The following is a 14,737-nucleotide window of genomic DNA, read 5'->3' as shown; positions in this document are numbered from 1 at the left end:
TAGCCAAAACCTAATTTTAAAATTAGTATATATAAAAAAGAAACTGTCTCAAAAGCCTAATTGTTTGACTTTTGAGAGTTTCTTTTTCAGCGTATTATTTCTTAGAATAATATTTGTCTTTCAGATTCATAAAATAAGTTTCGGAATCTTTGAAGCCGTTACTCTTCATGAATTTGATAACTACATTCAGATAAGTTTCTGAAGGAATAAAATTTGTTCCCATTTTTTCAGAAAACTGTTTATAATCTTCTTCAAGCAGTTTGGGATTTTTAGCCAATTGTTTTATATCCGTTCTGAATCCTTTGAATATAAATTTCAAAGCCTCATAATTTCCGGGATAAGAAACCGTTCCGTGGGTTTCTCCTTCAAAAAAGCGATGTTTATAGTTCAAAGAACCGTTCTTTTCTATAATTCCTTTAAACTCTTCAATAGCCTGTGTCATATCAGAATTCCAGTTTTTCTGCTGTTCTTCATTATCTGCCTGGGAAACATACAGTGATTTTTTTTCAGGAAAGTTCTTATTTTTTTCCAGATAATCTTTCGTTCTGGAAATGGTCACTTTATGATCCCACCATAAGCTAGGATCATTCGCAACATAAGCATTAAAATAATCAGGATATAAAAGGAAGGTATTAATAGCAAATAATCCTCCGAAAGAGTGCCCTACCAACACAGAATAATTCTGAGTCCTGTAGTTTTTGCTGATAAATGGTTTCAGCTCTTCCTGAATGAATTTCACGAAGTTTTCACCACCTCCACTATCTGCAAAAAGTGTAAGAGAAGGATTTACGGGACTTTTCTTTTCAGACTTTGTCGGGGTAAGATCTCTTGTTCTTTCTGTGTTTTTAATTCCGACAACAATACATTCCGGAATATCGGCATAGGGTGTTCTGGCAATGAAATCCGTTAATCCTGTATAATATTCAAAATTGATTTCTCCGTCCAAAAGATAGATGACAGGATATTTTGCAGGATTGATGGTATTGTCGTTATAAGTTTTGGGCAGATGAACCCAGATTTCTCTGTTTTCATTGAGAACTTTTGAAAATACGTTTTGCTTCTCTCCTATCGTCAGTTTTTCCTGGGATTTCCCCAATGTAAACAGTAAAAATACAGGAATGTATATAATTTTAAACCAATTGTTCATGGTGTGAATCTTTTCTGTGTTGATGAATGTTTTTAATTTCTTTATTCTTTTTGGGTGATTTGTTTCTTCTTCCCCACCAGATCAGAAATCCGGTAATCGGGAGACTGGTACAGATAATTCCGATAATGAATGTGAATATTTTACCGAACATGCCGCCCCAGTAGCCTACGTGAAGATCAAAATTCATATGTTCTATCACTTCATGCATCTGAACTTCTTTAGGATAATCTATCTCTTTTCCGGTGTATTTATTGGTTTCCATACTTTTTCCGTTGATAAGGCTTTTCAATCCGATAAACTGAGCGACTCCAACATGGTATACCGTTGCGGAATCATTTCTGGGAATACTCATTCTGAACTGTTTTGCATCAGGAAACTCATTAAACTTTCTGTCTACAAAATCAGTATAAGTCAAAGCTTTCTTTTCCGGATCAAACTTAGGTTCATATTTTTCCGCAATAGTATGGGCATCTACAGCTCCTCCGAAAGCCTGTTGGGTAAGATTGGTTAAAACCTCATAGGCCATAATCAATCCTGTAATAGTAATAAATACGGCCGGAAGTAATGAATAAAACCCAAAAACATTATGAAAGTCGTAGTTTTTCCTGCGCCATTTTGTTCCGGATTTGATTTTAAAAGCTGTTGTTCTTGTTGTTTTGTTCCATTTTTTTGGCCACCAGAGAATCAGTCCACCGATAAGCTGAACAAAAAATATGATGGAAGCAACACCGACTACTGTTTTCCCGAACTTTCCTGCCAGTAGCTGTGCATGAATATGGGCTACAACATAGAAAAACTCATAGCTTTTTGTAGAACCGATTACTTTCCCGGTGTAAGGGTTGAGATAATGATAAGCAAATACACCTCGCGGGCCACGCCCTTTTTTCTTTGGTTTCTCTGCTTTATCTGCATTTTTATCTTTAGGCGGTTTGGTGGCTGAAGCTACTCTGAAACTTCTGTCAGCACCTTTATAAGTATCAAAATAGAACGCTTTTCTGTCCGGAACCTGTTGATGAAACTGAGCAAGTAACGCTTCAGGGGTCATCTTTTTTGTATGAGCCGGAGCATTGACGTATTTAGCACTTCCCCCGCACAGATCAATGATTTCGTCACAAAAGACAAATACAGTTCCCGAAAGAGTAACAGTAAGCACAATGATTCCGGAAACCAGCCCGAGCCAGAGATGTAACCAACCGGTGATCCTTTTGGTAAGGGATTTTCCCTGCTTTTTTTTAGGATTCGTTTTTTTATTTTCCATATCTGTTTTCATCCAATCAAAAATGTAAGTGTAGAAAATGCAAAGGCGCAATTGTATTTATAATGGCGTGTTTGTAAAGTGAAAAGAGTTATTTCTGCTGCCGTTTACTTTAGCATATTTGAAGGCTTCAGAAATAGTGAGTATTATAAATCAAAGTGTTGCACCTTTGCGGTTTTCATCCTTATATTTTTTTGAGATTATTTTTGTTTTTAGGTATTAAAATTTGAATGCAAAATTGGCAAGGATTTCTCTTGGCTTCTGTGGTTGTCCGTAGAAGTTCCAATAGTTTTCATTCAGAGCATTATTCATTTTCAGACCGATTCTGTATTTTTTCTTATCATAGAAAATGGTAGCACCTACAGTAGTATAAGACGGAGCAAGGAAATGATTGGTAATATTGATATAAGTTTGATCTACGAAATTAAATCCAGCTCCGAAACCAAGTCCTTCATAAGCTCCATCCATGATTTTGTAACTTGTCCATAGATTAGCTACATGTTTTGGAGTCCAGGCGATTCTTTTTCCGCTATCTTTGCTTCGGTCATCATATTTATTATCGTTATATCCATATCCGGCAATGATATTCCATCCTTTAAAAGGGTTGGCAATGATACCTATTTCCAGTCCCTGACTTTTGATATTACCATCCTGAATACTTCCTATTCCGCCCGGATCTGCAACCAGCCTGTTTTTAACATTAATATTATAGTAGCTCACGGTTGTCAGTAATTTTTTATGAAAAAGATCTACTTTGAAACCTGTTTCAATCTGATTTCCCTGCTCAGGATCCCATTTTGTCAGAACACCCACTTCATTCAAAGATGGCGCATAGTTTTTAAAACCATTCACATAATTGGCAAAGAATGAAATCTGTTCTTTTACTATTTCATACACCAATCCAAACTTTGGTGAAAATTGGGTCTGACTGTACCCTGTAACTTTATTTTCAGGATATCCGTTTTTCGTAGAAATTTCAACACCGTTTACCACCGTGTCGTCATTTTTATAGCTGTCTACTCTTAAACTGGCCATCACCAGTAAATTATCTGTAATATTTAAAACATTGGAGATATAACCACTGATCGTTCTGAATGTTGTGATATCAGATTCTGTGGATTTTCTCTCCTTATTCATGAATTTATTCCTTGAGATAGGATCCCATGCTGAAGAACTGTCCAAAGTTACTTTGTCATAAGGCATGAAAACATTACTGTATCCATTGGCTTCATAGTAAGGGAACTGATATTTTGTTCTTTGCTGGAAGTAATCTATTCCCACTACCAATCGGTTTCTTAAGCCGCCTATTTTAAAATCTCCTGTAAAATTCTGTTGAATATTGTCTGTGGTTACTTTAAAGCTGTCGAAAGGACGGATCATTCTTTCTACCTGATTGTTATTCAGATATCTCAGCACTAAAAAGATCGACTCATTTTCATTAGCTTCCCCTCTTTGATAAGATGTTCTTGAAGTCCACTGATCATTGAATTTATGAGTTACCTCAGCCATTGTCACAAAATTGGTTCTTTTGGACCCGATATCATTACTGGTAAATGCTCTTTTGTAAGCGACTTCCAGATCTTTCATTGAGTGTAAGGTTAATTTCTCTGAGTTTCTTACATAAGCATTCAATGTTTTGTCCGGAGCATGGAACTCTGTATCAAGTGTCACCGTGGTTTTGTCGCTTACTTTATACAAAACACTTCCTGAGAAAAATAATCCTTTGTTGTAGCCTGCATCCTGGAAAGAATCCTGAGAATAGGCAGCGACATTGAATCTTGCCAATGCCGTTTTTTCTTTGTTCAAAGGGGTATTCACATCTGCAGTGATTCTGTTCATTCCCCAGCTTCCGGTGGTATAATTGATAATTCCTCCGAAGTTTTCCTGTGGTTTTTTCGTAACGATATTCACCACACCGCCATAGTTGGCTAATGTCCCTCCAAATAAAGTTCCGGATGGGCCTTTTATTACTTCTACTCTCTCGATATTAGCGATCTCGGACTGAACTCTTGGGTTTTGAATCAACCCGTTTCTGAAACTGGCATTGGAGCTAAAACCTCTCATGAAAATGTCATTCCCGCTGTCGTTGACACTGTTGCTTACCACCACTCCTGGAGCAGAAGCCATGGCTGTGTTAAAGTCCATTGCTCCCATTTCACTGATGATTTCTTTGGGTACAAAGTTGTAAACGGTAGGATTTTCAAGATTTTCAAGAGGAAGTCTTGCGATGGATTCAGATTTTTTGGTTCTGTAATTGTGAGTTCCCTGAAGGGATACGGACTGGATTTCAGCCACTTTGATGGTATCCGTTTCCTGGGCACTCAGCATTGTTACGGCTAATAGAGCTGCAGAAATAATAGTTTTTTTCATGTTTATAATTAAGTTAGTTCTGCAAAATTATCTTATTTTTATTAATTCTAAATAAAAACATGATACAAATCATAAAACTTCCTTAATGAAATAACCGATCAATAAAGGATTTTATGAAAATAAACAACAATTAGAATATGAATTTTTCTTATCTTCATCACTCTATACAAAGTTAATTATTGATTATAATTTTCAAGAAATGAACAGCAACATCCAAGAAACCACCCAGCAATTTCTACAGTTTATGTCGGAAAGAAATTTGACAGAATTAACTAATCTTTTTTCTGACACCGTAGACTGGTATATACCTGGAGATGAACAAAAAGCACTCTGGTTGGGAGTAAGAAATAATAAACAGGAAGTCGCCGAATTTTTTGAACTGCTATGGAAAAATACAGAACCTGTTTCTGCAAAAATTGATCATATTTTTACCGATGATGAAAATGCCGTGATTACAGGAGAATTTGTAACGAAAATGCTTGAAACAGGCAAAATTGTAGAGTCTTTATTCTGTATTCAGATGCGTATTCAAAATAATAAAATTACACGCTACAGATTGCTGGAAGATAGTTTGGCTGTTTCAAAGGCTTTGGAAAAGTAGGTAAAGACTATTTATCTTATTGGTAACAACATATATTGAAGTTGTTTAAACTTATAAAAAATATTGGATATTTCTTAAACCATTAAGAAGGATTTAAGCAGTAAAGCATAATTAAGTTAAGATAAATCATTCTGATTTTTAAGCTTAAAGCGAAGCTTATCTTAATACTCTCAATACCTTAATACAATCTTAATGTTTCAAAAAAGTTTAAACAAGTTCATTATTAATGAGATTCTTTGAACAATATTCGCAGAATTTCATTCTGTGTCAGAATGACATCGCTATTAAAATCTAAAATTATCTTTTATATCACGGCAGCGGCCATCATCGACATATAATAATTGGCGCAATGCAGTGCATTAATTAAAACGATTTCTTTTTCGGGGAAGGTTTCAAAGGCATCAGAGGTGGTAATCTGGTATTCGTAATTCATGGAAGTCCATTTCAGATGGGGTTTTATGATCATCAGCTCAACGCCGTCCTGATCTGTAAGGACAAATGATTCTTTAAAAATACCTCTGTGTTTAAAAAGATAACCATTTTTAATTCCGTCAAAATAGGTCTGCACTACAATTTCTCCGTTCCAGTTCATCCTGAATTTCAGAAGCACTCTTTCATGATCTTTAAGCTCAATCGTAGTTCCCCAAAAACCTTTTGGCTCCACCTGATAGGTTTGTCCATCAGCAATTTCAATAACAGCATTAAATTTAAACCAGCTTGTATAAGTAAGTTTTCCAATTAATCTTTCTTCTCTTGTAACTTCAAAAGATAAAGAATTGCTTGATTTTGCGTAATATTCTGCCATGGTTATATTTTGATTTGGTGGAAATTCTATTAGTTTTTAAATAATAATAACAGCTTGAATTTTAACGCTCTAATTTATAAATAATTCGGTAAACATCATGTAATTTTAATTTGATATGGTAAAAACGCTCCTGAATTCATTTTAACCCTGTTTTTTGTATTGAAAATTTGCTTTTAAATGTAGGATAATATGATAAACAATTACTTAATTGTCTTCAAACCAGTACTTCCACTTCTCATCATCAATTCCAAATTTTCCCTGCCACCATCTTGCAGGATAACCAACATCATCATTCCTAATGGGTCTGTGTTCTCTTTCCGGATAGGTAACGTATTGATCAGCATATCCAAAATGAGCATCATCATGTAAAATTCCGATCACTCCCAATATTTCTAACAATCCTAACCGTTCTTCATCGTTTGATTTTATTATTTTGGAAATCTTCTTTTTAAGTTGAGAAATTCTGTCGTTGGGTTCTGATGTTTCAATGATTCCTTTTAGTTCATTGAGAATCTTGTAGTCATTTTCATTGGGTTTAACAACCGGAAGTTTTGGAAATTGTTCCAGATCAAATAAAATCTGGATTAAACTATCAAAACAGCATCCATCTTTGTATTTGAAATAATTGATTGTATTGAATTCGATAGGATCTTCAAACTCATAAGTATGAAGCCCACATATCGCACAGATGCCTTCATTAGGTTCCGGACTTGGTGTAAAGCTATGCTCTTCCAGACTTTCTGCAATACAATAGCTGGATAAAAATGAGCGGTATTCTAGTTGCCTGGTACCTAAACTATACACGAAAGCATCTACAACTTTCTGTTTTTCAATACCAGCCACAGCCCTTTTAATTCTTCTGCAAATTTCATCATGACTTATCTCTTCCTGATCATACATTACAGAATGTTTCTTTGCATACTCAAAATCATCTTCAGAGATATACTGCATATAGGTTTCCCAATAAAACCAATCCCTTACACTTTCGTTCTGGGAAGTTTTTATGGTGTTGAGTAAAATTTTAATTGCTTTTTTATTCATTCTTCATTGGTTGTTAATTTCAATAAGGACAAATGTATCGAATAAAAATAATGAAAGACTCCTGTTTTAAAGCAAAAAACCTCATAGATTTCTGAAATCTATGAGGTTTAAATTGTTTTCACATCAATTTTATTCAATCTTTGTAAGTGTCATTGTTTCGTCATGATCTATACTTTCAGGCCGTTTCCCATTCATGTTGATCAGCATAAGGAATTTTGAATCGTTAACCGGAACAATAATTCCTAGCAGTCTTCCTTTTTCCTGATTATCTTTTATTGCAATAAAATCAATCTCAATTGGTGTTTTATCCATATCAATTTTATATTTTAATTCTCCCTTTTGTCCATTATTAGGACCTCCGTGGATGATAAAATTCTTGCCGTCAATTTCTTCCCCATTAATTGTAATGGATACATATCCATCTTTTGTAAAGCCTGCTTTGCCTTTACTCTTCCAGTAATCAATAGATTCCCAGTTTCCCACAATATTAAACTGGGATTTTTGAGCTTTGGCCTGAAAACCAATAATAAGTATAAACGCTATTACGCTTTTTAGAAAAGCCCCTTGTATTTTCAAATAAAAATTCATAGTAAACTTTTAATTAATTTTATAAACATAATCCTTACTGATATATCTGCTTTTATTTATTAATTCTGAAGGATAAAAAATGGTTCCATTAATCTCAACACTCTTAATCCTATATCTCCAGCTTCCATTATGGCTTTTGTAAATTTTTGTTGTTGAATTTGGATAAAGCACCAGAACAATGGAAGAATCTTTCACTTCTACTTTTTCAAGAGACTTTGGGTTTTGATTTTATAGAAAGACCGAGGTGACAATATTCCACTTTCATAATTAAATGCAAAGCTGTCGGCTTCATTATCCATTGCTTTTGAGATGGGATAACTGTAATTGATCTTAATTATTTTTTTGGAGTCAGTCAGGTTTTGAATATAGAAATCAGTTATCCAGGAACATCCTGAAAGCACTGCTACGAAAATACAACATAGAAATCCTATCGTAATTGATTTTATATTCATTGTACTGGAGTTTAAATGGCTTTTGCAAAAGTAAACAGAATCCTTTATTTTTTCTGGATTAATTGATAAAAAAATCCCACAAGATAACTTGTGGGATTTTAATATTTATTCTAGTCCGAAATTACATCGTCTCCATTTTGAAGCTCATGCTTTCGATTACTTTTAGGATTGCTTCTACTGTATCCATTGAAGTTAAACAAGGAACACCGTTTTCCACACTCATTCTTCTGATCTGGAATCCGTCTCTTTCTGCCTGCTTACCTTTTGTAGTGGTATTTACAACATACTGAACTTTTCCTTTCTGAATCAGGTCGATAAGATTTACACTTTCTTCTCCGATTTTGTATCCGATTTTGCAAGGGATTCCTTTTTCTTCGAAGAACTTCGCAGTACCTTCTGTAGCCCAGATTCTGAATCCTACTTCATGGAATCTTGCTGCAAGAGCTGCTGCCTCATCTTTATGCTTATCTGCTACCGTAAACAGGATAGATCCGTGCATAGGAACTTTTCTTCCCGCTGCTACCAATCCTTTGTAAAGTGCTTTTTCAAGGGTTGTATCTTTCCCCATAACTTCTCCTGTAGACTTCATTTCCGGGCCTAAAGAGATATCCACTTTCGTTAGTTTAGAGAAAGAGAATACCGGTACTTTTACAAATACTCCTTCTTTGTTTGGAACCAATCCGTTTTCGTAACCTAAATCTTTCAGTTTTTGTCCTAAGATTGCCTTTGTTGCAAGGTTCGCCATCGGAACTTCTGTGATTTTAGATAAGAAAGGAACTGTTCTAGAAGAACGAGGGTTTACTTCGATTACATATACATTTCCTTCGAAAAGAACGTACTGGATGTTCATTAATCCGATAACATTAAGTCCTTTTGCCAGTCTCTTCGTATAATCTACTAAAGTATCAATCTCGCTCTGAGAGATATTTTGTGGCGGATACACTGCGATTGAGTCTCCGGAGTGAACTCCTGCTCTTTCGATGTGCTCCATAATTCCTGGGATCACTACTGTTTCACCGTCACAGATGGCATCCACTTCAATCTCCTTTCCTACCATGTATTTGTCTACCAATACTGGGTGCTCAGGGCTTGCTTCTACCGCATTTTCCATGTAGTGAGCCAGTTCTGCTTCTGCGTATACAATTTCCATCGCTCTACCTCCAAGAACGTAGCTTGGACGCACCAATACCGGATATCCGATTTCGTTGGCAATTTCGATAGCTTCTTCTTTCGAAGTTGAAGTTCTTCCTTTTGGCTGAGGAATTCCAAGCTCCTGAAGTGCTTTTTCAAATTTATCTCTGTTTTCAGCTCTGTCAAGGTCTTCCAGTGAAGTTCCTAAGATCTGTACTCCGTGAGAGGCTAATTTATCTGCAAGGTTAATCGCAGTCTGCCCTCCGAACTGTACTACTACTCCTTTTGGTTTTTCAAGCTCGATGATGTTCATTACATCTTCTTCAGTAAGCGGCTCGAAGTATAGTTTGTCTGAGATAGAGAAGTCTGTAGAAACTGTTTCCGGGTTATTATTGATGATAATCGCTTCGTAACCCATTTCTTTGATCGCCCATACTGAGTGAACGGTTGCATAATCAAACTCAACTCCCTGTCCGATTCTGATAGGTCCGGAACCTAGTACGATGATTTTTTCTTTGTCTGAAACAACGCTTTCGTTCTCTTCTTCGTAAGTTCCGTAGAAGTAAGGCGTTTCACTTTCAAACTCAGCAGCACAAGTGTCTACCATTTTGTAAACCGGCATGATTCCGTTTTCTTTTCTGAAGTTGAAAACCTCACGCTCTTTTACATCCCAAAGAACCGCGATGTTGATGTCTGCAAAACCTAATCTCTTAGCTTCAATTAGTGTTTCTTTATCAAATTTGTTGTCAGCGATTACTTTTTCGAAATCAACTAATTTTTTCAGTTTCCAGATGAAGAACTTGTCTATTTTGCTCCATTCTACAATCTGTTCCCAGTCGTATCCTCTTCTTAAAGCATCTCCGATAATGAACAATCTCTCATCATCACACACTCTGATTCTTCTTTCGATTTCCTCATCAGTAAGTGCCTGAGCCTGCTTTGTTTTTAATCCTAAATGCTTGATTCCTGTTTCTAATGAACGGATTGCTTTCTGTAAAGATTCTTCCAGGTTTCTTCCGATCGCCATTACTTCACCAGTTGCTTTCATCTGAGTGGAAAGTCTTCTGTCTGCCGTTTCGAATTTATCGAATGGGAATCTTGGGAATTTTGTTACCACATAGTCAAGAGCCGGCTCGAAACATGCGTATGTTTTTCCTGTTACCGGGTTCATGATTTCATCCAGCGTCAATCCTACAGCAATTTTTGCAGCAATCTTTGCAATCGGATATCCTGTTGCCTTACTTGCTAACGCAGATGAACGGGAAACTCTAGGGTTTACCTCGATGATATAATATTCGAATGAATGCGGATCTAAAGCTAACTGTACGTTACATCCACCTTCAATTCCTAACGCTCTGATGATTTTTAAGGAAGCATTTCTCAGCAACTGATACTCTCTGTCTGAAAGCGTCTGAGAAGGTGCTACTACGATAGAGTCTCCTGTGTGAACTCCTACCGGATCAATATTTTCCATGTTACAAACCACAATGGCGTTGTCGTTTGCATCACGCATTACTTCGTATTCAATTTCTTTGAAACCTGCGATTGATTTTTCGATAAGACACTGTGTAACCGGGCTGTGTTTCAGTCCCAATTCAGCAATCTCTTTCAATTCAACTTCTGTAGAAGCGATACCACCTCCGGTACCACCCATTGTAAAGGCAGGACGAACAATTACAGGATACCCGATTTCATTTGCGAAAGCAAGTGCTCCTTCTACCGTATTGACAATATCAGATTCCGGTACCGGCTCGTTCAGTTCTCTCATCAACTCACGGAAAAGGTCTCTGTCTTCTGCTCTGTTGATGGCAGAAAGCTTTGTTCCCAATACTTCCACTTTGCACTCTTCAAGAATTCCTGATTTTTCCAATTCTACCGCCATGTTAAGACCTGTCTGGCCACCTAATGTTGGTAATAATGCATCCGGACGTTCTTTTCTGATGATGTGGCTTACAAACTGTAATGAAATCGGCTCGATGTATACTTTATCAGCGATTTCCACATCTGTCATGATCGTTGCAGGGTTTGAGTTGATCAAAATTACTTTGTAGCCTTCTTCTTTCAAAGACAGACAAGCCTGCGTTCCTGCGTAATCAAATTCAGCTGCCTGACCGATGATGATAGGTCCTGAACCGATTACTAAAATTGTTTTTATATCTGTACGTTTTGCCATTTTTCTTTTTTTAGATACTAAAAGTTTGAACTTAAACTTCCAGCATTATGCTTTATTTAAATTGAATTAACACACTTTGTCATTCCCAAGGATCTCATTTTGTTGTTGAGATTCTTCATTCCGCTTTCGCTTCTTTCAGAATGACAATTGGAGTGTCTTACTTTTTAAAGTCCTCCATCATTTGAATGAACTCATCAAACAGGTAGTTTGCATCTTCAGGACCAGGGCTCGCTTCAGGGTGATACTGAACTGAGAAACAAGGGTGGATTTTATGTTTTAATCCTTCGTTTGTTCTGTCGTTCAAGGCGATGTGTGTTTCGATAAGGTCTGTTCCTTTTAAACTTTCCTGATCAACTGCATATCCATGGTTCTGAGAAGTAATGGCTACTGTATTTTTCTCCAGATCCAATACCGGGTGGTTTCCTCCTCTGTGTCCGAATTTCAGTTTGAAAGTTTTCGCTCCACAAGCAAGACCAATTAACTGGTGTCCTAAACAGATTCCGAAGATTGGAACTTTTCCTAATAATCCTCTGATCATATCCAACGCGTGTGGTACATCTTCCGGGTCACCAGGACCGTTTGACAACATAATTCCATCCGGATTCATGAGTAGAATTTCTTCTGCTGTAGTATCCTGAGAAACCACAATAATGTCACAGTTTCTTTGAGACAATTCTCTGATAATTCCCAGTTTTGCACCGAAATCTACTAAGACTACTTTGAAACCTCTGTTGGGGTTAGCGTAAGGTGTTTTTGTAGAAACCTCCTCTACCTGATTGGTTGGGAAAGTTGTTGTTTTCAGTTCAGAAGCTACAGCAGCTTCGTCAGCATCAGCGTTTACAATTTTTCCTTTTACTACTCCATAGTTACGAAGAACTCTTGTAAGTCTTCTGGTGTCGATTCCTGAAATTCCTGAAAGGTTTTTCTTTTTAAATAATTCATCTAAAGTAATCTGAGTACGGAAGTTGGAAGGAAGATCGCAAAGTTCTTTTACGATAAGTCCTTTAATTGCCGGCTCGATACTTTCATAATCATCACGGTTAATACCATAATTTCCGATAAGCGGATAGGTCATACAAACTATCTGACCGCAGTATGATGGGTCAGAGATCAATTCCTGATACCCTGTCATTCCGGTATTGAAAACTACTTCCCCTGCAGTTTCCAATTCTGCTCCGAAACCTTCTCCATGAAACACTTCACCGGACTCCAGTATTAATTTTTTCTTCATTTTAAACTTTTATCTCTTATTATTTATATGTCATTAACAGGTCGCCCTTACAGGGCTCGGATTTTTTAAATCCTTTTATTTTCATGGGCTTCACCCATTGCTATTAGCAGGTCGCTCCTCTGGAGCTCTTTAACTTCTTACTTCTTACTTTTAACCTGGCTCTTTTTTATCTTGGCTCTTATTTAAAGGTATATCCTTTGCTTTCCAACGCTTCTTTTAAAATGGCCATTCTGGCGAAAACACCGTTTTCCATTTGTTTAAAGACTCTTGATCTTTCACATTCTACAAGATCTGAATCTATTTCCACTCCTCTGTTGATCGGAGCCGGATGCATGACAATTGCTTCTTTTTTCATGGCCTTCTCTCTTTCTTTCGTCAGACCATATCTTTTATGGTATTCTGAAGCAGTGAAACTCATTGCTGCATCATGTCTTTCGTGCTGGATTCTTAACAACATTAAAACATCTACTTCAGCGATTAGTTCGTCCACTGACATATATGTTCCGTTGATCAAGGCTCCTTCATCAAACCACTGTTCAGGTCCTGAGAAGTATACTTTTGCTCCCAGTCTTCTTAATGCCTCAGCATTTGAATTGGCAACACGACTGTGTTTTACATCTCCTACAATTCCCACTTTCAGTCCTTCAAACTTTCCGAATTCCTGATAGATGGTCATCAGATCCAGCATACACTGTGAAGGGTGATTTCCTGTACCGTCTCCTCCGTTGATCACCGGAATTTTAATATTTTTCAGTTCCTCGAAGTATCTGTCTTTCTTATCACGGATCACCACAAGGTTTACTCCTATACTTTCAATCGTCTTTACAGTGTCATAAAGACTCTCACCTTTGTTTACCGAACTGTGTGATGCATCAAAAGGAACTACCTGAAGTCCCAGTTTTCTTTCCGCAAGATCGAAACTTGTTTTCGTTCTTGTACTGTCTTCGAAGAAAAGGTTTGAGCAAAAAACTTCTCCTTCAATTTTAGCAGTTTTACCATTCGCAAAAGCCAGTGCTTCTGTCAGTATACTGTTGATTCTCTCGGTGCTTAGTTCTGTAATCGTAAACATAATTCTAATTTTTGGGCATAAAAAAAGCGAAGACAACTATCTTCGCTTAATAACAATAAATATCGTAAAGGGCGCTTTCGCCCGGTAAATCTAATGATATAAATGCTTTTTTATTCATTAGGTGCAAAGATACAACAATTTTATGAACCTACAAAAATTATGTTTAAAATAAATTAAAAACTTCAGTCTTTCCTTATTCTCATTTAAAATTAATATTTTTGTTAGCACACAACTTTATTTATGGATTTAAAAGACAAAATGATTCTCAGTATTATTCAGGAAGACTCTACACTATCGGTTAAGGAAATTTCCGAAAAGATAGGTCTTACCTTTACTCCTACGTATGAGCGAATCAAACAATTGGAGAAACAGGGCATCATTGAAAAATACGTAGGTCTTTTAAACCGTGAAAAACTAGGTCTGAATATCATCGTTTATTGCAATGTCCGTCTTAAGGAACAATCCAAAAAAGTATTGGAAACCTTTGAGGACAACATTTCCAAATACGATGAAGTTCAGGAAATCACCAGCCTTTCCGGGGAATATGATTATATGCTGAAAATTATCGCAAAAGATATCAATTCCTATAATGAGTTTGCCGTGAGTGTGATTTCAAATCTTCCCAACATCGGACAATATCACAGTTCTATTGTACTTCACGAGGTGAAAAAATCTACCAAGTTTAAAATTGATCTGGAATAATCCCTTCTATTTTAAACTCATTATTTATTCCTGTTTTACTTGCTGAAAATCTTTGATTTTCTTGCGTTCTTGAAAAGAATATATATATCATTATCATTTTGCGCCTTTGCGTTTTCCAACAGACTTTTTTCTGATCTTTTATTTTATTAGAAAAACGCAAAGACGCAAAAGA

The 14,737-nt window shown here is 36.4% G+C and carries 13 protein-coding genes; 2 read left to right on the top strand and 11 right to left on the bottom strand.

Features of this window, described 5'->3' with window-relative positions:
- Window positions 1–94 precede the first annotated feature (94 nt).
- The 3 genes from NK356_RS19805 to NK356_RS19795 form a co-directional block, all read right to left on the bottom strand.
- Window positions 95–1,147 (bottom strand): alpha/beta hydrolase, encoded by a 1,053-nt coding sequence (locus NK356_RS19805; protein ID WP_253317829.1) that lies wholly within the window; start codon window positions 1,145–1,147, stop codon window positions 95–97.
- Entirely contained in the window at window positions 1,131–2,405 is a 1,275-nt protein-coding gene (locus tag NK356_RS19800; protein WP_253317828.1) for a PepSY domain-containing protein, read from the bottom strand. The genes NK356_RS19805 and NK356_RS19800 overlap by 17 nt, the downstream gene beginning before the upstream one ends.
- Window positions 2,406–2,621: 216 nt before the next feature.
- A complete protein-coding gene (locus tag NK356_RS19795; protein WP_253317827.1) occupies window positions 2,622–4,772 on the bottom strand; it encodes a TonB-dependent siderophore receptor in 2,151 nt (716 codons plus the stop codon).
- Between the two features lie 199 nt (window positions 4,773–4,971).
- On the opposite strand from NK356_RS19795, the gene NK356_RS19790 reads away from it, so the two are divergent.
- Entirely contained in the window at window positions 4,972–5,373 is a 402-nt protein-coding gene (locus NK356_RS19790) for a nuclear transport factor 2 family protein (protein ID WP_253317826.1), read from the top strand.
- 304 nt (window positions 5,374–5,677) lie between these two features.
- Here the strand turns inward: NK356_RS19790 and NK356_RS19785 are convergent, their stop codons facing one another.
- The 7 genes from NK356_RS19785 to NK356_RS19755 form a co-directional block, all read right to left on the bottom strand.
- Complete coding sequence (locus tag NK356_RS19785; RefSeq protein ID WP_034696237.1) at window positions 5,678–6,178, bottom strand: hypothetical protein; 501 nt, start codon at window positions 6,176–6,178, stop codon at window positions 5,678–5,680.
- A gap of 204 nt (window positions 6,179–6,382) precedes the next feature.
- Window positions 6,383–7,219: a hypothetical protein gene (locus tag NK356_RS19780; RefSeq protein ID WP_253317825.1), complete on the bottom strand. Its 837-nt coding sequence runs from the start codon at window positions 7,217–7,219 to the stop codon at window positions 6,383–6,385.
- A 129-nt stretch (window positions 7,220–7,348) separates the two neighbouring features.
- On the bottom strand, window positions 7,349–7,807 hold the full coding sequence (locus NK356_RS19775) for a hypothetical protein (protein WP_253317824.1): 459 nt from the start codon (window positions 7,805–7,807) through the stop codon (window positions 7,349–7,351).
- A gap of 197 nt (window positions 7,808–8,004) precedes the next feature.
- The gene (locus tag NK356_RS19770) at window positions 8,005–8,259 is read right to left on the bottom strand and encodes a hypothetical protein (RefSeq protein ID WP_253317823.1); all 255 of its coding nucleotides are present in this window, start codon (window positions 8,257–8,259) and stop codon (window positions 8,005–8,007) included.
- A 121-nt stretch (window positions 8,260–8,380) separates the two neighbouring features.
- Window positions 8,381–11,563, bottom strand: coding sequence for a carbamoyl-phosphate synthase large subunit (carB, locus tag NK356_RS19765; protein ID WP_253317822.1), 3,183 nt, complete (start codon window positions 11,561–11,563; stop codon window positions 8,381–8,383).
- Between the two features lie 157 nt (window positions 11,564–11,720).
- Window positions 11,721–12,794, bottom strand: a complete 1,074-nt coding sequence (locus NK356_RS19760) for a carbamoyl phosphate synthase small subunit (protein WP_034696244.1) — start codon at window positions 12,792–12,794, stop codon at window positions 11,721–11,723.
- A gap of 178 nt (window positions 12,795–12,972) precedes the next feature.
- Entirely contained in the window at window positions 12,973–13,863 is an 891-nt protein-coding gene (locus NK356_RS19755) for an aspartate carbamoyltransferase catalytic subunit (protein ID WP_034696245.1), read from the bottom strand.
- A 240-nt stretch (window positions 13,864–14,103) separates the two neighbouring features.
- Here NK356_RS19755 and NK356_RS19750 point away from each other — a divergent pair, with 240 nt between their 5' ends.
- Window positions 14,104–14,565, top strand: coding sequence for an Lrp/AsnC family transcriptional regulator (locus NK356_RS19750; protein WP_034696246.1), 462 nt, complete (start codon window positions 14,104–14,106; stop codon window positions 14,563–14,565).
- Here the strand turns inward: NK356_RS19750 and NK356_RS19745 are convergent.
- Window positions 14,546–14,737: hypothetical protein (locus NK356_RS19745; protein ID WP_253317821.1), on the bottom strand; the 192-nt coding region annotated here is incomplete at its 5' end. The two genes, NK356_RS19750 and NK356_RS19745, sit on opposite strands and share 20 nt — an antisense overlap.

The sequence above is a fragment of the Chryseobacterium sp. S0630 genome, from assembly GCF_024158915.1.
Classification (GTDB): Bacteria; Bacteroidota; Bacteroidia; order Flavobacteriales; family Weeksellaceae; genus Chryseobacterium.
The sequence above is the reverse complement of the archived record's forward strand: the minus strand, read 5'-3'. Positions and strand labels throughout refer to the sequence as shown.

Bases quoted from the DNA above. Each gene is read 5' to 3' on its own strand.
- NK356_RS19805 (WP_253317829.1), bottom strand. From the start codon at position 1,147: ATGAACAATTGGTTTAAAATTATATACATTCCTGTATTTTTACTGTTT.
- NK356_RS19800 (WP_253317828.1), bottom strand. From the start codon at position 2,405: ATGGAAAATAAAAAAACGAATCCTAAAAAAAAGCAGGGAAAATCCCTT.
- NK356_RS19795 (WP_253317827.1), bottom strand. From the start codon at position 4,772: ATGAAAAAAACTATTATTTCTGCAGCTCTATTAGCCGTAACAATGCTG.
- NK356_RS19790 (WP_253317826.1), top strand. From the start codon at position 4,972: ATGAACAGCAACATCCAAGAAACCACCCAGCAATTTCTACAGTTTATG.
- NK356_RS19785 (WP_034696237.1), bottom strand. From the start codon at position 6,178: ATGGCAGAATATTACGCAAAATCAAGCAATTCTTTATCTTTTGAAGTT.
- NK356_RS19780 (WP_253317825.1), bottom strand. From the start codon at position 7,219: ATGAATAAAAAAGCAATTAAAATTTTACTCAACACCATAAAAACTTCC.
- NK356_RS19775 (WP_253317824.1), bottom strand. From the start codon at position 7,807: ATGAATTTTTATTTGAAAATACAAGGGGCTTTTCTAAAAAGCGTAATA.
- NK356_RS19770 (WP_253317823.1), bottom strand. From the start codon at position 8,259: ATGAATATAAAATCAATTACGATAGGATTTCTATGTTGTATTTTCGTA.
- carB (WP_253317822.1), bottom strand. From the start codon at position 11,563: ATGGCAAAACGTACAGATATAAAAACAATTTTAGTAATCGGTTCAGGA.
- NK356_RS19760 (WP_034696244.1), bottom strand. From the start codon at position 12,794: ATGAAGAAAAAATTAATACTGGAGTCCGGTGAAGTGTTTCATGGAGAA.
- NK356_RS19755 (WP_034696245.1), bottom strand. From the start codon at position 13,863: ATGTTTACGATTACAGAACTAAGCACCGAGAGAATCAACAGTATACTG.
- NK356_RS19750 (WP_034696246.1), top strand. From the start codon at position 14,104: ATGGATTTAAAAGACAAAATGATTCTCAGTATTATTCAGGAAGACTCT.